Source organism: uncultured Roseobacter sp., assembly GCF_947488185.1.
Lineage (GTDB): Bacteria > Pseudomonadota > Alphaproteobacteria > Rhodobacterales > Rhodobacteraceae > Roseobacter.
In genome coordinates this window covers 111,174-130,952 of record NZ_CANKYM010000001.1, presented here as the reverse complement: position 1 = coordinate 130,952, position 19,779 = coordinate 111,174, and the positions used below count along the sequence as shown (strand labels likewise).

At 60.1% G+C, this 19,779-nt stretch carries 18 protein-coding genes; 15 read left to right on the top strand and 3 right to left on the bottom strand.

Going from position 1 to position 19,779, the window contains the following annotated elements; all coding sequences use genetic code 11:
* Positions 1-11 precede the first annotated feature (11 nt).
* The 10 genes from Q1A52_RS00660 to Q1A52_RS00615 all read left to right on the top strand — a co-directional run bounded on the left by Q1A52_RS00660 (position 12) and on the right by Q1A52_RS00615 (position 10,732).
* On the top strand, positions 12-1,565 hold the full coding sequence (locus tag Q1A52_RS00660; RefSeq protein WP_300009574.1) for an ABC transporter substrate-binding protein: 1,554 nt from the start codon (positions 12-14) through the stop codon (positions 1,563-1,565).
* Between the two features lie 68 nt (positions 1,566-1,633).
* A complete protein-coding gene (locus Q1A52_RS00655) occupies positions 1,634-2,599 on the top strand; it encodes an ABC transporter permease (RefSeq protein ID WP_300009571.1) in 966 nt (321 codons plus the stop codon).
* 10 nt (positions 2,600-2,609) lie between these two features.
* A complete protein-coding gene (locus tag Q1A52_RS00650) occupies positions 2,610-3,482 on the top strand; it encodes an ABC transporter permease (protein WP_300009568.1) in 873 nt (290 codons plus the stop codon).
* Positions 3,479-4,477, top strand: coding sequence for an ABC transporter ATP-binding protein (locus tag Q1A52_RS00645; protein ID WP_300009565.1), 999 nt, complete (start codon positions 3,479-3,481; stop codon positions 4,475-4,477). The genes Q1A52_RS00650 and Q1A52_RS00645 overlap by 4 nt, the downstream gene beginning before the upstream one ends.
* Positions 4,474-5,502 carry an ABC transporter ATP-binding protein gene (locus Q1A52_RS00640; protein WP_300009562.1) on the top strand — a complete coding sequence of 343 codons (1,029 nt, stop codon included), beginning with the start codon at positions 4,474-4,476 and terminating at the stop codon, positions 5,500-5,502. The genes Q1A52_RS00645 and Q1A52_RS00640 overlap by 4 nt, the downstream gene beginning before the upstream one ends.
* Complete coding sequence (locus tag Q1A52_RS00635) at positions 5,499-6,932, top strand: ABC transporter substrate-binding protein (protein ID WP_300009559.1); 1,434 nt, start codon at positions 5,499-5,501, stop codon at positions 6,930-6,932. Before Q1A52_RS00640 ends, Q1A52_RS00635 begins: the two co-directional genes overlap by 4 nt.
* Positions 6,929-8,374, top strand: coding sequence for an amidohydrolase family protein (locus Q1A52_RS00630; protein ID WP_300009557.1), 1,446 nt, complete (start codon positions 6,929-6,931; stop codon positions 8,372-8,374). Before Q1A52_RS00635 ends, Q1A52_RS00630 begins: the two co-directional genes overlap by 4 nt.
* Complete coding sequence (locus Q1A52_RS00625; RefSeq protein WP_300009554.1) at positions 8,371-9,030, top strand: aspartate/glutamate racemase family protein; 660 nt, start codon at positions 8,371-8,373, stop codon at positions 9,028-9,030. The genes Q1A52_RS00630 and Q1A52_RS00625 overlap by 4 nt, the downstream gene beginning before the upstream one ends.
* Before the next feature lie 8 nt (positions 9,031-9,038).
* A complete protein-coding gene (locus Q1A52_RS00620; protein WP_300009551.1) occupies positions 9,039-9,962 on the top strand; it encodes a dihydrodipicolinate synthase family protein in 924 nt (307 codons plus the stop codon).
* On the top strand, positions 9,962-10,732 hold the full coding sequence (locus tag Q1A52_RS00615; RefSeq protein WP_300009548.1) for an SDR family oxidoreductase: 771 nt from the start codon (positions 9,962-9,964) through the stop codon (positions 10,730-10,732). Before Q1A52_RS00620 ends, Q1A52_RS00615 begins: the two co-directional genes overlap by 1 nt.
* Positions 10,733-11,163: 431 nt before the next feature.
* Here the strand turns inward: Q1A52_RS00615 and Q1A52_RS00610 are convergent, their stop codons facing one another.
* A complete protein-coding gene (locus tag Q1A52_RS00610) occupies positions 11,164-12,201 on the bottom strand; it encodes an IS110 family transposase (RefSeq protein WP_300009545.1) in 1,038 nt (345 codons plus the stop codon).
* A 193-nt stretch (positions 12,202-12,394) separates the two neighbouring features.
* Positions 12,395-12,727 carry a hypothetical protein gene (locus tag Q1A52_RS00605; protein WP_300009542.1) on the bottom strand — a complete coding sequence of 111 codons (333 nt, stop codon included), beginning with the start codon at positions 12,725-12,727 and terminating at the stop codon, positions 12,395-12,397.
* 273 nt (positions 12,728-13,000) lie between these two features.
* Between Q1A52_RS00605 and Q1A52_RS00600 the strand changes: the two genes are divergently transcribed.
* Positions 13,001-14,065, top strand: a complete 1,065-nt coding sequence (locus tag Q1A52_RS00600) for an alpha/beta fold hydrolase (protein WP_300009539.1) — start codon at positions 13,001-13,003, stop codon at positions 14,063-14,065.
* A gap of 43 nt (positions 14,066-14,108) precedes the next feature.
* Here the strand turns inward: Q1A52_RS00600 and Q1A52_RS00595 are convergent, their stop codons facing one another.
* Positions 14,109-14,864: a FadR/GntR family transcriptional regulator gene (locus Q1A52_RS00595; protein ID WP_299961084.1), complete on the bottom strand. Its 756-nt coding sequence runs from the start codon at positions 14,862-14,864 to the stop codon at positions 14,109-14,111.
* A gap of 221 nt (positions 14,865-15,085) precedes the next feature.
* Here Q1A52_RS00595 and Q1A52_RS00590 point away from each other — a divergent pair, with 221 nt between their 5' ends.
* From Q1A52_RS00590 to Q1A52_RS00575, 4 genes are read left to right on the top strand one after another with little or no spacing between them, the layout of a single operon-like run.
* Positions 15,086-15,847 (top strand): FadR/GntR family transcriptional regulator, encoded by a 762-nt coding sequence (locus Q1A52_RS00590; protein ID WP_300009535.1) that lies wholly within the window; start codon positions 15,086-15,088, stop codon positions 15,845-15,847.
* On the top strand, positions 15,844-16,827 hold the full coding sequence (locus Q1A52_RS00585) for a substrate-binding domain-containing protein (RefSeq protein WP_300009532.1): 984 nt from the start codon (positions 15,844-15,846) through the stop codon (positions 16,825-16,827). The genes Q1A52_RS00590 and Q1A52_RS00585 overlap by 4 nt, the downstream gene beginning before the upstream one ends.
* 54 nt (positions 16,828-16,881) lie before the next feature.
* Positions 16,882-18,786: a sugar ABC transporter ATP-binding protein gene (locus tag Q1A52_RS00580; RefSeq protein WP_300009530.1), complete on the top strand. Its 1,905-nt coding sequence runs from the start codon at positions 16,882-16,884 to the stop codon at positions 18,784-18,786.
* Complete coding sequence (locus tag Q1A52_RS00575; RefSeq protein ID WP_300009527.1) at positions 18,783-19,769, top strand: ABC transporter permease; 987 nt, start codon at positions 18,783-18,785, stop codon at positions 19,767-19,769. Before Q1A52_RS00580 ends, Q1A52_RS00575 begins: the two co-directional genes overlap by 4 nt.
* The last annotated feature ends 10 nt before the right edge of the window (positions 19,770-19,779 follow it).

Genomic DNA, 19,779 nt, shown 5'->3' with positions numbered 1-19,779 from the left:
GGGAGTTTGCAATGAAATACCCGTCTCAATCCGCGCTGCGTGCGGGGGCAATTGGCGTGGCGATCATGTCTGCCACTGCGGCCTTCGCGCAGGAGAAATCCGTGACCATCGGACTGACATCTGATCCCAGCCACCTTTATCCGCTAGCGGGTGAGGAGCTGTCTTCCAACATCATGTACTACCACCTCTATGATCCTCTGGTGAAACGCAGTGCCGATCTGTCGTTCGGTCCGGGGCTAGCAGAAAGCTGGGAGAATGTGGACGAGGTGACCTGGCGTTTCAAGTTGCGTGAAGGGGTGACGTTTCACAACGGCAACGCCTTCACCGCTGACGATGTCGTCTTCACCGTGAACAAGGCGCGCGAGTCGATCCGGCCCGATCTGGTGGCGAACATCGCCGAGATCACGGCGATTGATGACACCACGGTAGAGATCAAGACGCCGAAACCCTACGCCGTGCTGCCCAACGATCTGGCGGAACTATTGATCCTGGACGAAGAGTACACCACCGAAACAGGTGACGAACAGATGGACCTGAAGCCCATGGGCACGGGACCTTACAAGCTGGTCGAGTGGATCAAGGAAGAGAAGCTGACGCTCGCGGCGTTTGACGGCTATTGGGCGGGTGCGCCGGTGATCAAGAACGTCACTTTCCGCCCGATCACGAATCCGGCGACGCGCACCGCAGCGCTGCTGACCGGTGAAGTCGACGTCATTCAGGACCTCGCCGTGCGCGATGTGGACCGGGTGAAAGGCGAGGGCGACTTCAACGTGCTGACCCGGCCCAGCCTGCTGAATGTGGTACTGGCGATGGACACGCGCGCGCAATCGCCGACCATCGAAGGTGAGAATCCGATGACGGATGTTCGTGTGCGTCAGGCGATCGCCCATGCGATTGACGTCGATGCGATCAACAAGATTGTCATGAACGGTCTGGCAACGCCCAGCACGCAATACGTTCCGTCTTCGCACATCGGCTATGTCGAGGGCATGAACTTTCGCGAGATGTATCCGCTGGACATCGAGAAGGCCAAAGCATTGCTGGCTGAGGCCGGACACCCCGATGGGTTCACCATGACGCTGGATGCCACCAACAACCGCTATGTCAACGATGCGCAGATCGCGCAGGCACTGGCATCGATGCTGGCCAAGATCGGTGTCACGCTTGAGCTGAACATCATGCCCAAGTCGAATTTCTGGGGCTATATCCGCGTCCCGACAGAGAACTCCAGCTTTATCATGAGCGGCTGGGACGTGCCTGCGGGCGATGCCGGATCGATGTATGGCGCGTTGTTCTACACCCGCGACAAGAAGGAAGGCTACGGTCAGGTGAACCGCGGATCCTATTCCAACCCCGATGTCGACGCGCTGGTCGATCAGGCCGATGCGACGCCAAGCATCGAGGAGCGTGACGGATATCTTCAGGAAGCGACCAAGATCCTGTTGGCCGATGTGCCGATGATCCCGGTCCACTACGAGCAAGATATCTATGCCGCGCGCAAGGGTGTGACGCTTGAGCCCCGTGTGGACAAGTTCATCTGGGCCTACGACATGGATGTCGAGTAAACTGCTTGCCCCGGCTGACTTGCTCAGCCGGGATTTTTCTGCCACTCGCGAAAGACTGATCCCCAGGCATGTTAGGATATCTGCTTAAACGCCTGATCCAGATGCTGCTGGTGTTGTGGGTCGTGTCGGTCATCGTGTTCCTGATGATGAGCTTTACGGGCGATCCTGTTTTCATGGTGGTGCCCATCGACGCGACAGACGCCGAGATTGCGCAGGCGCGGCGGCTTCTGGGTCTCGATCAGTCGCTGATGGTGCAATACTGGAAATTCATCACAAGCCTGTTGCAGGGCGATTTCGGTCGCTCCTATGTGTTTCGCCAGCCTGCGATGACGCTGATCCTTGAACGCATGCCCGCGACGGTCGAGATGGTTCTGGTGGCCATGGTGCTGGCCGTCGTCGTTGCAATTCCGCTGGGGGTTTACGCGGGGGCCAACCCCAATGGCCGTTTGAGCCGGATCATCATGTCAAGCTCGCTGCTGGGCATTTCATTGCCGGGCTTCTGGGTGGGGATGGTGCTGATCTATCTCTTTGCGGTGAATTGGGGCATCTTTCCGTCTTCGGGCAGAGGCGATACCGCAGAGATCCTCGGCTTGCGTATCAGTCTGCTGACCTGGGACGGGTGGCACCATATCGTGCTGCCCGCCGTCACCCTTTCGCTAGGCACGATGGCGATCCTGTTGCGCATGACCCGCGCGGGCATGATGGAGGTCGCACGGCAGGACTACATGAAATTTGCCCGCGCCAAGGGGGCTACGCGGGGTGATGTACTCTATAAACACGGGCTGAAGAATGCGCTTATCCCGGTGGTCACCATCTTTGGTCTGCAACTGGGGGATCTGATTGCCTTTGCCACCATCACCGAGACGATCTTTTCCTGGCCCGGCATGGGCAAGCTGCTGATCGACAGTATCTACCGCGCCGACCGACCCGTGATTGTCGTCTACCTGATGCTGGTGGCACTGATCTTTGTGGTGATCAATTTCCTCGTCGATATCGTCTACACGCTGATCGACCCACGCATCACGTTGAAATGAAGGGCCGGAAATGACAACATTTCTTCAATCCGAGTTCTTTCACAACTACACTCGCAGCAGTTCGGCGATCATCGGCAGTGCGCTGATGGCGCTGTTTGCCTTTGCTGTACTGGCGGGGCCGTTTCTGGTGGCGCAGAACCCCTATGACATTGCGTCGCTTGATCTGATGGACAGCTACAAGCCGCCCGTCTGGCTGGAAGGCGGCGATCCGCGCTATTGGCTGGGCACGGACGGGCAGGGAAGAGATGTGTGGGCGTCGATCCTTTATGGCGCGCGGATTTCGGTGTTTATCGGGCTGGTTGCGATGATCGCATCCTGCGTGATCGGCACGTTGCTGGGACTGATCGCGGGTTTTTACGGCGGGATCGCAGACAGTGTGATCATGCGGATCGCGGATATCCAACTGTCGTTTCCATCCATCCTGATCGCGCTGTTTCTGATGTCTGCGGTGGGGACCGGCGTGGACAAGGTGCTGATCGCGCTGACGGCGGTGGGCTGGGTCGTTTATGCGCGTACCGTGCGCGGTTCGACCTTGTCGGAGATTGAAAAGGAATACGTGCAGGCCGCGCGGGTTGCCGGGCTGCCTAACCACAAGATCATCCGCAAACACGTGCTGCCCAATGTGCTGACGCCGCTGATCGTGATCGCGACCATTCAGGTGGGGACCTTCGTGTTGATCGAAGCCTCGCTGAGTTTTCTGGGTGTTGGAGTACCGATCACGCAGCCGTCTTTGGGCTTGCTTATCAAGAACGGTTTTGACGTTCTGTTCAGTGGGTTGTGGTGGACCTCGGTGTTTCCCGGCGTCGCCATCATGATGCTGGTGTTTGGCATCAATCTTTTTGGCGATTTCCTGCGGGACGAACTGAACCCGAGGCTGAAATGAGGGACGCAGCCGCCCTATCCCCACTTTTGGATGTGCGCGATCTGCGCACCTATTTCCACACGTTTGCGGGAACGGTGCGCGCGGTCAACGGGGTGAGTTTTGAGGTTGGTTATGGCGAGGTAATGGGCCTTGTCGGCGAAAGCGGCGGCGGAAAGTCGGTCGTCGGCTTCTCCATCCTTGGTCTGATCGACAGCCCCGGCAAGATCGAGGGTGGGAAGATCCTGTTGGAAGGGCAGGACCTGGTCGAGGCGGGCGAGGAGCGGTTGCGCACCGTGCGCGGGCGCGAGATTTCGATGGTGTTTCAGGACCCGATGACATCGCTCAATCCGCTGCATACCGTTGGCCAACAGATGGATGAGGTGCTGCGTCTGCACAGTGATCTGGGCACGGATGCGCGGCACAAGGCGTGCGTGGACATGCTCGAAAGCGTCGGCATCAGTCGCGCCGCAGAGCGGCTCAAGGCCTATCCGCACCAGTTTTCCGGCGGTATGCGTCAGCGCGTCGTCATTGCGATTGCCATGCTCGCCAGTCCAAAGCTGATTATTGCGGATGAACCTACCACGGCGCTTGATGTCACGATCCAGAGCCAGATCCTCAAGCTGATGCGTACGCAGATCGCCGATAAGGGCGCGTCGATGATCCTGATCACGCACGATCTGGCAGTCGTGTCCGAAATGGCAGACCATATCACGGTGCTGTATTGCGGGAATGTGGTGGAGCGCGGGCGCACCCGTGACCTTATCGAAAATCCTGCCCATCCCTACACGCGCGGCTTGATCGACAGCATTCCCGACACCACCGAAAGGCTGGACCGTTTGAGTCAGATTCCCGGCTCGGTGCCGGACATCCGCAATCTGCCAACGGGATGCAACTTTCGCGACCGCTGCCCCCGCGCGCAGGCGCTTTGCGCCAAGGATGAACCCGTTCTGACACCGCAACATGATGGGTTGTTGGCGGCGTGTCACTTTCCTTTGAAAGCCGGTGAGCGACCATGACGGATACCCCCATGCTCGACGTGCGCGATTTGCAAATGCATTTTTCCATCGGTGGCGGTTTCCTTGATCGGCTCAAGGTGGACGGCAAAGGCGTGCGGCTGGAAAATCCGATTGTGCATGCGGTGAACGGTGTCAGCCTGCAGATCAAGCGCGGAGAGATCATGGCGCTGGTCGGCGAGAGCGGCTGCGGCAAGTCCACCGTCGCCAAGACCATCGCACGTATCTACAAACCCACGGCGGGCGAAGTGCGCATCGAGGGGCAGGATGTGGCAGGCTTCGGCTTTACCGAAATGCTGCCGGTGCGCGCCAAGATGCAGATGATCTTTCAGGACCCCTACGCATCGCTCAACCCGCGCCAGCGCGTGCGGGATATAGTCGCCGAACCATTGCTGGAGCAGACCAAGACCACACGGGACCGGGCAGGGGTGCCGGAGCGGATTGAACAATTGCTCGCCCGCGTCGGTCTGAATGCCGAGCACGCGGGGCGCTATCCGCACCAATTCTCGGGCGGTCAGCGCCAGCGGATCGGCATTGCCCGCGCGCTGTCGGTCACGCCGGGTCTGATTATCGCGGACGAACCTGTCTCGGCGTTGGACGTGTCCATTCAGGCGCAGATCCTCAACCTGATGAAAGACCTGCGGGATGAGTTTGGTCTGGCCTATCTATTTATCAGCCACGATCTGTCTGTTGTGCATCATATCGCCGACAAGGTCGGGGTGATGTATCTGGGGTTCATGGTTGAGAACGCGCCGCGAGATGTCCTGTTTGCGCGACCCCGCCACCCTTATACGCGCGCCCTGCTGTCAGCAGCGCCCAGCATCAAGGCCAAGCGGGACACCGAAGAAATTGTACTGAGCGGTGAGGTCCCGTCGGCGCTGGACCTGCCTTCGGGCTGTTGTTTCCGTACGCGCTGCCCGTTTGCATGGGACCGATGTGCGACGGAGCGACCGGTTCTGCAAGAAACGGGTGCTGCGCAAACGGTGGCCTGCCATCTGATAGATGAGCCGGAAAGGGATACCGCATGATTACCATTGCACAGGCCCGGTTGGGCATCCACGATCCCCACGATTGTACCGATGCCAGCGACGAACTGACCATCCTGCACGCGATCTACGACACACTCGTCCGCCGCGTGGGACAGGATTTCGTCCCGCATCTGGCGCGGCGATGGGACGTGTCGCAGGACGCGGTGGCATGGACGTTTCATTTGCAGCCCGACGTGATCTTTCACGATGGCACGCCTTGCGATGCAACCGCGGTCGCCGCAAGCCTTGCGCGAATGGCGCGCGAGGACAGAGGGTACACTCTGGGCGCACCTGCTGTCTGGCGGCAGTTTCTGGGCGGTGCCGATCTTGAGGTGGTTGACCCCCTGACGCTGCGCGTGACCTTGGCGGCTCCCATGGCAGACCTGCTTGATGTGTTGGAGCAGGGGTTTATCGTGGCCCCGTCTGTCTTTGATGCGCTGGATGCCAAGGATTATTCCGTACAATGCGGGACGGGGCCCTATCGTCTTGTTTCCATCTCGACGGACGAGATTGCCGTCACGCGATTGGAAGACTATTTCGCAGGCACTCCGAGCAATCGTGACATCACATGGCGGCTGGTGCCTAACGCTGCTGATCGTTTGACGCTGTTGCAGAAAGGCAATGTTCAGATCGCCAATGGACTGGGTTATGAGGCATCACGCGCCCTTGGCAACATGCGCCATACGTTCCTTTCACCGGTCGCGATTATCTACCTACTGAACGCAGCCAAAGGCCCGCTCTGCGATCCGCGCGTGCGTCGCGCGCTCAGCCTTGCGGTGGATCGCGAGGCACTTGTCGAGACAGTGATGCACGGCGCTGCGCAGCCTTTGCGGGGGTTTGTCAGCCCAAACCACTTTGGTGCGGGGCAGGGCGGGTGTGACCGGATGGACCGCGATCTGGCGCGGGAGTTGTTGACGCAGGCGGGGCATGGAGGGGGTCTGACGCTGGAGGTCGATTGCCCCACGCGCCTGCCGGATGAGGCCGAGCGTCTGACGGCGGCTTTGGCTGCACAACTCGCAGACATGGGCATCACACTGAACGTGCACATCCACCCCGAACGCGAAGACTATGCGCATATGGTTCGCCGCAAGGACGTTCAAGACATGTGCGTTTTTGATTCCAGCCCGATGAGCACGTACCGCGTGCTTTACGAAAAGATCGACTCGCGCGTGGCGGGGTCGTGGTGGCAGGGATATGCAAATCCTCGGATCGAAGCATTGATTGACCGGGGCCGGTTGACCACGGATCGCGCTGCACGCGCGTCGATCTGGCGGGATGCATATTCCCTGTTGCAGGACGATCCCGCCTGGCTCACACTCTACAATCCGATCCGCGTGATCGGCCTTGCCGGATCGCACCCGGACTTCGCCATGCCTGCCGATGGTGTGATCGACGTGGCCCGGTTGCCGGCATTCGAGGCGACACAATGAACGCCGATACATTGATCCTTGGCGGTACGGTCGTGACGATGGACGCCGCGCGCAGGGTGATCGAAAACGGTGCCGTCGCGGTGAATGACGGACGTATTGTTGCCATCGACACGACCGACAGACTGCGCGAGCAGGTGCAGACTAAGCAGACGATTAATTGTACGGATCACGTCATTCTGCCTGGTTTGATCGACGTGCACGCCCACGCAGGTCACGCGTTGATCAAATCGATGGGCATGCACGCGGGCGACCGCTGGGAAGACATTTGCGGAGAGGTCTATACGCAGGCCTCGCCGCCAGACTTCTGGTACGCCGAAGCCCGACTTGCCGCACTGGAGCGTTTGCGGTTCGGGGTCACGACCGGTGTGTCCCTGCTGGGGGGTGGCGATACGATCATGCGGACCGATCACCCGGACTATGCCGCTGCCCATTGTCAGGGCGTGGTCGAGGTCGGCACCCGGAGTGTCGTGGCGGTGGGTCCGACGCGCGCGCCGCATCCGCGCACTTATGCCGAGTGGCGAAACCACCAACGCCACGTCTATCCCGTGACCTTTGAGCAGCAGATGGACGCCTGCACGCAGATCGCAGACACATGGCACGATACGCATGGCGGGCGCATCAACATCGCGATGCTTTACCCGGTTCTGCGCGATGAGCATGAGCGGGATATGGCCCCCGGTGATTACGCGACCGCCTGCACACAAGCGCAGATCGTCCGGCAGCACGCCCGCGAAATGGGGCTGATCTTCACGCAGGACGGTCACTGGCGCGGCTCCATCCGGCGAGCGGACAAGCTGGGCTTGCTTGGGCCCGACACGTTGCTGTCGCACTGCATCGACCTGCATGAGGACGAGATCACGCGTGTCGCTGAAACCGACACCAAGATTGCCCACAACCCCTCGGCTAACGCATCGATCATGGGTCGCTGCCCCGCAACCGAAATGATCGCGGCGGGTGCCACCGTGGCGCTGGGATCGGATGCGACGGCGCCAGACCGCTCCGCAGATATGTTCCGCCATATGCAGCAGGTGATGCACTATCATCGCACCCATCACAGGGACGCGCGCGTGGTGCCCATCGGCAAAGTGTTGGAAATGTGCACGATTGGCGCGGCCCATGCCCTGGGGCTGGCGCAAGAGATCGGATCGCTGGACATCGGCAAACGGGCTGACATCGTGACGATGAATCTGCGCCGCCCGCATCTTTATCCGCCGAACATGGCGTTGCATCGGCTGGTGTGCTTTGCCAACGGGAACGATGTGACCAACGTCATGGTGGGTGGTGAAATGGTGCTGGAGCAAAGCAGCGCCACGCGTGTGGACGAGGCCGAGATATTAGGCGATGCGGCGGAGCAGACGGCGCTTATGCTCGACCGTATCGGCGGCGCGGATGATCTGGCGCTACCGGCGGATTTCTGGGGCACCAAAGGAAGCGACACATGACGATATTTGTCCTCAACCCCAACAGCAGCCAGCATGTGACGGACGGCATTGATCACGCTGTGGACCCGATGCGTGCGGCCAGCCCGGTTCCGATTGAAACACACACGCTGGTCGAGGGGCCGCCAGGCATCGAGACGCAGGCCCATGTGGACGGTGTGGTCGCCCCGATGCTGACCCATTGCGCGCAGCTGGAAGACCGGGCAAGCGCCTTTGTCGTGGCCTGCTATTCTGATCCTGGTCTCGCGGCGCTGCGGGAACAATCGGCACAACCTGTGTTAGGTATCGCAGAGGCATCGATCCTGACGGCAATGACGCTGGGCCAGCGGTTCGGCATCATCTCGATCCTGTCCAAAAGCATCCCGCGACACATGCGCTATGTCGGCGCGATGGGTGTGATGGACCGGCTGGCGGGCGATCAACCGCTGGAACTGGGCGTGCTGGACCTTGCCGATCAGATACGCACGTTCGAGCGGCTCAAGACCGTTGGTGCGAGTCTGCGGGATACTGCACTGGCTGATGTGCTGATCCTCGGCTGCGCCGGGATGACCGCCTTTCGCACTGATTTGGAAGATCACCTTGGCGTGCCGGTGGTTGAGCCCTGTCAGGCCGCGACGGCGATGGCGATTGGCCGCGTGGCCCTGCAAAAGACAAGATAGGATAAGAGATGAATGAGCTGACGATCAAAGCCGCTGGAGTATTCGTGATTGCGGTCACACCGTTTCACCCCGACGGTCGCATCGACATGGAAAGCTGCGACCGGATGGTCGATTTCTACCTCGACGCCGGCGCGACCGGCCTGACCGTACTGGGTATGATGGGCGAGGCGCCCAAGCTGACGGTGGAAGAGTCGCGCGATGTGGTGGCGCGTATCCTGACGCGCGTTGAGGGACGTGTGCCGGTGGTGGTTGGCGTTTCGGCCCCCGGTTTTGCGCAGATCGATGCATTGACGCGGATGGTCATGGATCTGGGCGCGGCGGGTGTCATGGTTGCACCGCCTGGCGGCCTGCGGACGGACGATCAGATCGTGACCTACTATACGCAAGTGGCCGAGTTGATCGGTGATGTGCCTTTTGTGCTGCAGGACTTTCCGCTCGCAACCGGCGTGCAGATCGCACCGTCCGTTATCGCGCGTATCGCGAACGATCTGCCGACCTGCTTGTGCCTCAAGCATGAGGACTGGCCGGGGCTGGAAAAGATCACCTATCTGCGCAAGGAAGGCGTGCTGACCCGGCGCATCTCGATCCTGTGTGGGAATGGTGGTCTGTTTCTGCCCGAAGAGATGGCGCGGGGTGCCGACGGCGCGATGACCGGTTTTGCCTATCCGGAAATGATGGCAAGCGTGATTGCGCATTACGCCAAGGGCGACATGGCACGCGGGCAGGACATCTTCAATGCTTACCTGCCGCTTGCGCGGTTCGAGCAGCAGCCGGGCATGGGGTTGGCCATCCGCAAATACATACTCGCCAAACGCGGGATCATCGCGCACGCTGACTTGCGTAAACCCGGGGCAGCGCTGTCGGCGCAAAGCCGGGCCGAGGTGGACGCGCTGATTGAACGACAGGAACACAGATTGAAGGAACTGGGCTGATGGATTTGGGGATCAAGGAAAAACGCGCGCTGGTCCTGGGCGCAAGCCGCGGACTGGGCAGGGCGATTGCACAAGCGCTGGCGGCGGAAGGCGCGGTTGTCTTTGCCGCTGCGCGCAGTGTGGACAAAATCTCAGCCTACGCTGACGCGGCTGACACCATACATGCCGTGGAACTGGACCTCGGGCAGATTGATCAGGTCGACCGCGTAGTCGATGGTCTGATCAAGGACGGCGGCGTGGACATCATCGTGAATAACGGCGGCGGCCCGCCTCCGGGTGCAGCGCAGACTGCGGAAAGGGCGGCTTGGCTGCAGCATTTTGAGGCGATGGCGGCCAATCTGTTTCACCTGAATGCGCGGCTGTTGCCGATGATGAAGGAACGCGGCTGGGGGCGCATCATCTCGATCACCTCATCGGGCGTAGAGCAACCCATTCCCAATCTTGCGTTGTCCAACGGGATACGTTCGGCAGTTGTCGGTTGGTCCAAGACCCTTGCCAATGAAGTTGCAGGGGACGGGATCACGGTCAACGTGGTGATGCCGGGACGGATTCACACGCAACGGGTGGACGAATTGGACGCAGCCGCTGCCAAGCGGACGGGCGCGGATGTGGCGGAGGTCGCCGCCAAGTCGCGTAGAACGATCCCCGCAGGCCGGTATGGCAAACCCGAGGAGTTTGCCGATGTGGTCACGTTCCTTGCTTCTGCTCGGGCTGGCTATGTGACGGGGTCAAAAATCCGGATAGACGGAGGTTCGATTAAGTCGATTTGAAAGATCGCCAGGTTTGCCGCTTGGAAAGGCGCTACGTGGATCGCGAGGGCTCCCTAAAGTTCACGGACGCTGGCCAATGGAATTCTGGGATGGAGGGGAACTGGAACAGGTTGGCCATGGGGTCGTGGACAGACACAAGTCACGTGCAGTTGCTCGGACGATTTGAACCGCTTCTCTAGCCGGGCGTTGGGGTCCAGTTCATTTCATCGTTTCATTTCCGTCCCATGAGGATCGATGTCCTTCATCCGGGTCACGCTTCTCTTCGCAGTTATTGGTGACCCGGTTCGGTTGGGTCGCTGCATGCATGTGTCTGAATGGACGTAGAGCGCCCCGCTTAGTCTCGCGCTAGCTAGTCGCAGCAGACTTATTCGGCGTCATCTACAGACCTCGTCCGGTGAGGGACGATCCCGTCATTGAGCTTTGGAAGGCTGTCAGGTCATAGCGGCCTCCAAAGGTCTGTGACGGAATTCGGTATTGTCGGCCCACATCCGGTGCATGACCACGGCCAGTTTTCTCGCAACGGCAACGACAGCGCGGCGGCGGCCCTTTCTGCGCATCAGGCGCAAGCCCCAGCTTTTGATCTCGGAACTGGCGACTGATCGCATCATCATTGCATTGGCTGCAGCATAGAGTGTTGATCGGACATCCCGGTCACCAGCTTTGGAGATGCGGCCACGATTATCCATCTCGCCGGACTGATACCGGCGCGGTGTTAATCCAAAATGCGCCGCAACAGTTCGGGAACTGGAGAACCGTGCTGGATCATCAACTGCAGCACGGAATGTCAACGCCGCAATAGGACCCACGCCGGGGATCGCCGTGAAGCGCATGCAAATCTCGTCATTGCTCGCCACGCGTTTCACGCGCCGATCCAACTCGCGATAGGCGCTGTAGAGGATTGCCCGCGCGTCTAGCAATGGTAGCAGCGCTTGCGACAGGTCGGGATCAGCTTCGATGATGGGGCGCACCCGTTCATCGAAAGAGGCTTGGTCAATGCGCGACGGAAGGCGAAGGCCGAAGATCCGGAAAAGACCGCGAACCTCATTCGCCAAATCAATGCACTTGCGTTGGACGGCCTTGCGACTGCTGAGCAAAGCACGAACGGCATGGGCGTCTCTGCTCTTCATATGAACAGGATTGAACCAGCCGGAACGAAGCACATTCGCAATCCCTCGGGCATCCGTCCTGTCGGTCTTGTTGCGCATTGCCGCAAGAGCGGCATTCACTTGGCGCGCCTCCATGCATACGACATTAAAACCGGCTTTCTTGAGCCCAAAGAAAAGGTGCTGACTCATTGCACCAGACTCGAAGCCAATACGGCACGACCTCTGCGGCAAATCGTGCAGGCAGGCCTGAATATCCTCTATTTCACACGCCACTGAGTGTTCGAAGATCCGCTTGCCATTTGCATCTATGACACAAACCGCAACGGACCGAAGGGACACGTCCAAACCAACAGAGTAATCCATTTCGTTCTCCTCAAATTGCAGAAACGCCCTGCAACTCTAACAAGAACCTGACCCATCAACCTGGTCAGCCCGATTACCCATGCTTTGTCCCGCGGTCCAGACTCGGTTTGGCCTACCAGCTTTGCGCTTGCAGCGAATGTCTCCTCTGACGGGCAGACTGCAGCAGCGAGGAAAGCTCCAGCCCCACTTTGGTTTAGTCATGCCTGAACACCTGTTGTGTTCCGATAAATGCGGCGTAATCTAGCCCTGCAGGAGCAGCGGCTTCATCGGCAGTCACGGCGAAACGCCTGGCATACATCTTCGCGATATATGCGACCGGCTGACCATCAACATCTTCAACTGCGCGCTGCACTTGGGCGTCTTGATTTGCCAGTAGACGTATTCCGATATCGATGGAGGGATCGAGTTGGGTGGGTTTTAAGAGACGGAAATGTCTCGCTTGATTGAAGAGCGGGCGCGCCGATAAGCAGCGGGCAGACCGCTCACGACTTAGGCAAATCCCCCTAGCATCACCAAGTTTGCCCACTCCCGATATCACGCGTTCTGAGCAAGATAACGTGTGCAATCCCAACGAGTTCGACCACCTGTCTTAGCAGACTTACAGCTTCAGCCGATCGTTGCTCTGGCGGGACAATCATTGGATGCTAGACCATCTCCTTTCTTCAGGTAGCGCCACATGAATAGTGCAACAGACCTGTGTCGATGGGGAGGGGAGTTGACAGAATGACACAAGCCTGCTCACTTTACTGGTATTGTGAGCAGACCAGTAGATTAGTCGGCTCCAACCTTGGGAGGAAAAATGGAACATATCAGTTATCTTTCGCTTGCTGCGATCCTTGTGGCACATGCTGCCGTTGCACAGGAGGCCACTTACCCTGAGCCTCAACGGGCTACCTATGTGATCGAAGACTTCGAATTTCAGACCGGCGAAGTGCTGGCAGAAATGAATGTCAGCTACCTTACGATCGGAGATCCGGCAAATCCGCCGGTCCTGATCACCCATGGCACCACGGGGCAGGCGACCTCGATGCTCGGCGAGGCCTTTGCGAACAATCTTTATGGTGAAGGTCAGCCGCTGGATGCGTCGAAATACTATCTGATCTTGGTTGATGCCGTCGGCGCAGGTCAGTCCTCCAAACCATCGGACGGCATGCGGACCGACTTTCCCGAACAGACTCTGATGGATATGGTGAACGCTCAGAAGATACTGTTGGAGGACGGCCTGGGCATCGACCGGCTGCATCTGAAGATCGGCTTCTCCATGGGCGGCATGCTGACCTGGACCTGGCTCACCGAATATCCCGATTTCATGGATGGTGGTGTGCCCATCGCCTCGCTACCTGGGCCAATGGCCGGGCGCAACTGGATGATGCGGCGTATGGTGATTGACGCTGTGCGGGACGATCCGGCGTGGAACAACGGCTTTTACGAGGAACAGCCCCCCATGCTGCGCTACATGTCAGCCTGGTTCGGCATGGCGACCTCAGGGGGCAATCTGCGGCTGCAGGAGCTTGGCGCAACAAATGAGATGGCCTCGGCCTATGTGGATGAACGTAAGGCCGCGCAGAAGGTCGGCGACGCCAATGATGTGATGTACATGTGGAACGCCTCGCGCGCGTTTGATCCCACGCCTAAGCTGGGCGACATCACGGCTGACGTGCTGGTAGTGCTGTCGCAGGACGACGAACGCAACCCGGTTGAATTGCCGATGCTGGCCGAGAATATGGCCAAGATCCCCTCTGCCGAGATAGTTATCGTGCCTGAGGATGCTGAGACGCGGGGACACGGAACCACGTACAATGCATCTTACTATGCGGATGAGCTTGCGGCGTTTCTGGCGCAACTGCCCGGCGCACCAGAGTGATGCCGCGCGGCTTTTGAGCGACGGTCGGGGACCTGGCGTTTGCTCAGGCACCCCCCTCTGTTTCGGAATCCAGAAACGCACGGGTTGTCACAAAGATGCGTGTGGCATGGGTCTCGACGGCTCGCACGGCTGCATCTGCATCTTTGGCCTCTAGTGCCGCGAGGATCGCGCGGTGATCCGACACACTTTCCGCGATTGAGCCGGGTTGGGATACGATGCGGCGCCGATGTTCCAACAAGTGGTTGTAGAGCGACATGGCGATGTCAAGCAGTGCATCGTTGCGCGCCGCGCCATAGAGAGTCGCGTGGAATTCCCGGTCGCAGAGCAGAAACCGCACCGGATCGCCCTCACAGGCCTCCTGCGCGGTGAGCGACGCGCGCAGTTTGTCGAGGACGTCATCACTGATGCGCGCCGCCGCCTGGGCCGCGATGCGCCGTTCGACCAGCAAGCGTGCTTCATGAATGCTTTCCAGCGTGTAAGAGCCGTCAAACCCTGGGGCACGGGCGTCCAGCGATAGGGAGCTGACATCGGCCTTGGCCACCGTTGTGCGCATGCCATGCACCACCCGCAGAATGCCGTGCGAGGCCAGGATGCCGATGGCGCCCCGTATTGTCTCGCGGCTGACCGATAGGGAATTGGCCAACTCTCGCTCGCCGGGCAGTTCGTCGCCGACGGCCAAAACCCCGGAGGAGACCAGCTCTGCAAGCTTGTTGGCGATGACATCACGCACCGACTGGCGCGAGACGTCTCCGATCAACGCTTTCGTGTTTTCGATTGGAAGTCTTCGAACTTGTCCCATCCGCTCTCTTTCTAGTCTTTCGCCTCCGCTGAGCAGGTATCAGAGAGGTCCTTGGATGTGTAGCGGCACCCTATCAGAGATCACTGACGTCCGAAGCGCAAAATCGGTACGGGTCGGCAAGATTGAAGGGTTGACTTGACAGATCAGCCTATTGGTCTACTGTTCAGACCAGTAGTCCAAAAGCTGCTGATGGCAGTGTAGCTGGAATGAGGGGGAGCCGCATGGACGCGCACGCATTGCTGGTCGAAGACCGCCTTGGCCATGTTTCCCGACAGTCAATGAAGGACACCGTCGCTGAGAAGCTCGCGACGTTGATTGCATCCGGTGTGCTGTCCGTCGGTGACGAGCTGCCCGCAGAGCGGGATCTGGCCGCAGCGCTCGGTGTCAGCCGCGAGACGATCCGTGGGGCGCTGCTGATCCTGTCCACGCGCGGCATTCTGTCGGTCGTGCAGGGGGCACGCACAACCGTCGCCTCGCAGGACCTGGGGGATTTGGGGCTGTTTGCCATGGGCTATGCTGCCATGACGACAGATGCGCTCGATGATGTGCATGAGGCGCGCTTGCTGATCGAGGCGCGGGTTGCCGCGCTCTCCGCGGCGCGGATCGATGCTGAGGCGCTGGCCCGCCTGACGGACCTGATCGAGGCGCAGGATGCAGCGCTTGAGGATCCGGTTCGGTTTCTGATCCTCGACCGGGAATTTCACACCGTCGTCTACCGCGCGTGCGGGAACGCTGTGCTGGCTGATCTCGCAACCACGCTCTATTCGTACCTGCTGGATCATCGCCGTCGGGTCGTGGCCCGGCCAGGGGCCATTCAACGCAGCATCGATGATCATCGCGCCATCCTTGCGGCCCTCAGGGCACAGGATGTCGAGGCGGTGGTACAGGCTTTCGGAGTTCACGAACGCCAAATCTACGAGACGACCCGCCAGCTGCTTGCTGGAACGGATCGCGACTTTCAACAAGGAGGAGACCTAACATGATCAATCGCAGAACAGTGACCCAAGCCGTCACCGTCGCCCTGGCGGCGGCGACCTTTGGGATGACCCCCCCGGCCATGGCGCAGGACAAGGGGGAGCTAGTCTACATGACCCCGGGGCTGGACCTCGCCTTCTGGCGCTATGTGTCCGAAGGGGTGAAGTCGGTGGCCGAGGAGAACGGCTTTGGCTTTGCGGCGCTCGATTCCACCAACGACCCGCAGACCCAGCTGCAGAACGCCCAGGATGCTATTGCACGGGGTGTGGCAGGCATCGTGTTGTCGCCGACCGATTCCTCAACCGCTCCTGCCGTGCTGCAACTGGCGCAGGACGCGGGTATCCCTGTGGTGATCGCGGACATCGGCACCGACAGCGGTGAGTTTGTCTCTGTCATTGGGTCCAATAATTATGAGGGCGCGAACGGCGTGGGCGAAGCTTTGGCCGCTGCAATGGTGGAAGCGGGTAAAGTGGATGCAACTGTCGGCATCGTCGGCATAAGCCAGGCACGCCTGAACGGGCAGGCCCGGACAAAGGGTTTCAAGGACGCCATGACCAAAGGCGGGGTGACTGGCGAGGCAGGATTGCAGCAGATGCAGGCCTACACCGCCGAGGAGACCTTCAAGTTCACCCAGGACATGATTACGGCGAACCCCGATATGGCGGGCATGTTCGTGCAAACGGACGGCCCCACCCTGGGGGCCTTGCGGGCGATCAAGGCTGCGCGCATGGATGGAGATGTTCTGGTCGCGGCCTTTGACGGTATCCCGGAGTTCGTTCCGCTCTTGCAGTCCGGTGAATTGGTCGTGTCCGGCATGCAGCAACCCTATCTGATGGGGGTGCGGTCTGCCGAGGCTATGGTTGAGCATCTGGGAGGCGGCACGCCCGAGAAAGAGATCACCGTGCCAATCCTGATCGTGACCTCGGAGAACATCGAGGAGATGTTGCCGACCATCAAAGAAACCGTTTTCGCCAACGAAATCGAGTAGTCCGGTCTGTCCGGGGCACGGTGTTTGCGCGCCCCGGACACCCATGGTTTGATCATGCTGCAATCCCAGACCCACCAAGGGCAAATCGTCCAAGCCGAGCCGTTGCTGATAGCGCGGGGCGTTTCAAAAAGCTTTGGCAAGACCCAGGCGCTGCGCGATGCGGCACTGACCATGCGCCCCGGCGAGGTGACGGGATTGCTGGGGGCGAATGGCGCAGGCAAATCCACCCTGTCGCGCATCGTCTCCGGTCATATCCAGCGCTCTGGCGGTGATATTTCTTTCGACGGGGCGCCGCTGATGCTGTCGTCCACCCGGGATGCGCTGCGGCAGGGGATTGCCTTGGTGGCGCAGGAAACTTCGCTCGCACCGGATCTGTCAGTTCTGGAAAACATCTTTCTGCCTGACCTCGCAACGCCCGGGCGACTTTCGTTTCGGAGCATGCGCCAGAAGGCCAACGCGTTGTTGTCAGGTCTGGGTCACGAGCATGTGCTGCCGCTGGATGCTGAGGTCCGCACTCTCTCAGCGGCGCAACGCCAGTTGGTAGAGATCGCAAAGGCCCTCGCGCTGGATGCGCGGCTGGTGATTTTTGACGAACCCACGGCATCGCTCTCTGCGACCGAAGTGGACCGGCTTTTTGATATCATGGCACGGCTGCGGGAAGGGGGACGGGCCCTTGGTTTTGTGTCGCACCGGCTGGAAGAGGTGTTTGCCATCACCGACCGGGTCACGATCCTGCGCGAGGGCCAGGTGGTCGCGGAAGATGTGGCCACCGGCACACTGACGCAGAACGACATCATCCAGCATATGGTGGGCCGCGATATCGGCACTATCTATGCCGCGCGCCACATGGCCCCGGAGGCGGTTGGTGAAATCGTTTTCGAGGTGCGTGGTCTGAGTGCGATGCCCTGGGTCCGCGACATGAGTTTTTCGGTGAAGGCCGGTGAAATATTGGGCCTTGGCGGTCTGGTGGGTGCTGGACGCTCCGAGGCAATGGAAGCGATCTGGGGACTGCGCGCCCGTCAGAGCGGTGAAATACTGGTGCGTGGTTCATCTGTTCGTCTGAAAAAACCCGCCGATGCCGTGCGCGCGGGGCTGGGGTTTGTCGCCGAAGACCGTCGGGCGCAGAACATCATCCCCGATCTAAGCGTGCGCGAGAACCTGATGATTGCCCAGATGGGCCAGCATCGCGGTTTCGGGCGGGGCTATCGCAAGCGGGCTGAGAAGGTCGCCTCGCTGATTGCCGATCTGGGCCTGCCTGCGGACCGGCTGGATCAGAGCCTGTTGAACTATTCGGGTGGGATGCAACAGAAGATCATCATTGCCCGCTGGCTGTTGACTGAGCCGGATATTCTCATTCTGGATGAACCGACCAAGGGCGTGGACATCGGAACGCGCGCGTCCATCTACCGGCTATTGCAGAAAGCTGCGGACAGTGGGTTGGCTGTGATCGTCATTTCGTCGGACTTCGAGGAACTGCTCGGTATTGCCGAGCGGGTGGTCGTCGTATCGGACGGTTTGACGATCGCCGATCTTCCCACTGCGCGGCTCTCCGAAGAAAAGCTGACGCTGCTTGCCGCGCCGCGCACCTCGACAGCCCGCAATCAGGCGCTCCTTACGGCCTTGACCGAGGACCACGGGGGGGACGCATTCTGGGTTCTGCTGGACGGCGAGGATACCATCTGCCTTGCACAGGCGGGTGCCCAACTGGCTGGTATGATCCCGGGGGAAGCCGCCATGATGTCGGAGACGTCCATTCCGAAGGCCATTCAGAAGCGTGCCGATGTGTTCATTCCGGATCGCGCAGGTCAGACCCTGCTGACTCAGATGACCGACAAACGGGGGCACGACCTGGGCTGGATCGGGCTGACCCTGCCGGATGGGGCGACTCTGCCGGACCCGGAAACGATCCGCGCCCGTGTTGCGCGCCTGATACAATCCGACGAGGAGACGCGTCCATGAGTGACACAAGCCCCCCCGCTGACACACCCTATCGCGCCACCCCCTGGGCCAGCATCTTGCGGAGCCTCGAATTTCGCATGCTGGGTCTTGCCCTGCTGCTGGCGGTCATTTTGTCGTTCTCTTCGGAGCACTTTCTGACCGAGCGCAACATCTTCAACATCCTCGATCAATCCGTGGTGATCGGGATCGTGGCTGTGGGGATGACCTTCGTGATCCTGACCGGCGGCATTGATCTTTCGGTGGGTGCCGTCTTCGGACTGACGGGCATCATCCTCGCACAGGCGCTGCAAATCATGCCGATACCGCTGGCCATTCCATTGGGCATCGCAGCTGGCGCGGGTATCGGGCTCTTTTCCGGCGTGCTGATCGCAGTCTTCGGGTTGGCGCCTTTCGTGGTGACGCTGGGGGTGATGGCCATCGGGCGCAGCCTGTCGTTCATCTTTTCAGGGCAGCGCAGCATCTCGGGGCTGCCGCCCGATCTCGATGCGATTGTCTACAGCAGCTTTCTGGGCATTCCGGCCAATGTGCTCTTCCTGATCGGGCTTTACCTGGTCGCCTGGGGCTATCTGACCTACACCAAGGGCGGGCGGACCATCTACGCCATCGGCTCCAACCACGAGGCTGCAAAGGCGGCGGGCCTGTCGGTGATGTTCTATTCGATCCTGCCATACGTCATCTCCGGTGCGCTGGCGGCCGTCGCCGTCACCTTCAGCCTGGCGCAGGTCATGTCCGCCGATCCGTTGGCCGGCAACGGGCTGGAACTCGACGCCATTGCCGCTGTGGTAATCGGCGGGGCCAGTCTTTATGGCGGGCGCGGCTCGATCATCGGCACGCTTCTGGGGGTGCTCATAATGGTGATGATCCGCAACGGGCTGAACCTGATGGGGGTGTCGCCCTTCTGGCAAGGCACGGCGATCGGGTCGATCATCATCATCGCGTTGCTGGCCGAACGCCTTATCAACTGGCGCTCGGCAAGGACTTAAGGAAAATGCC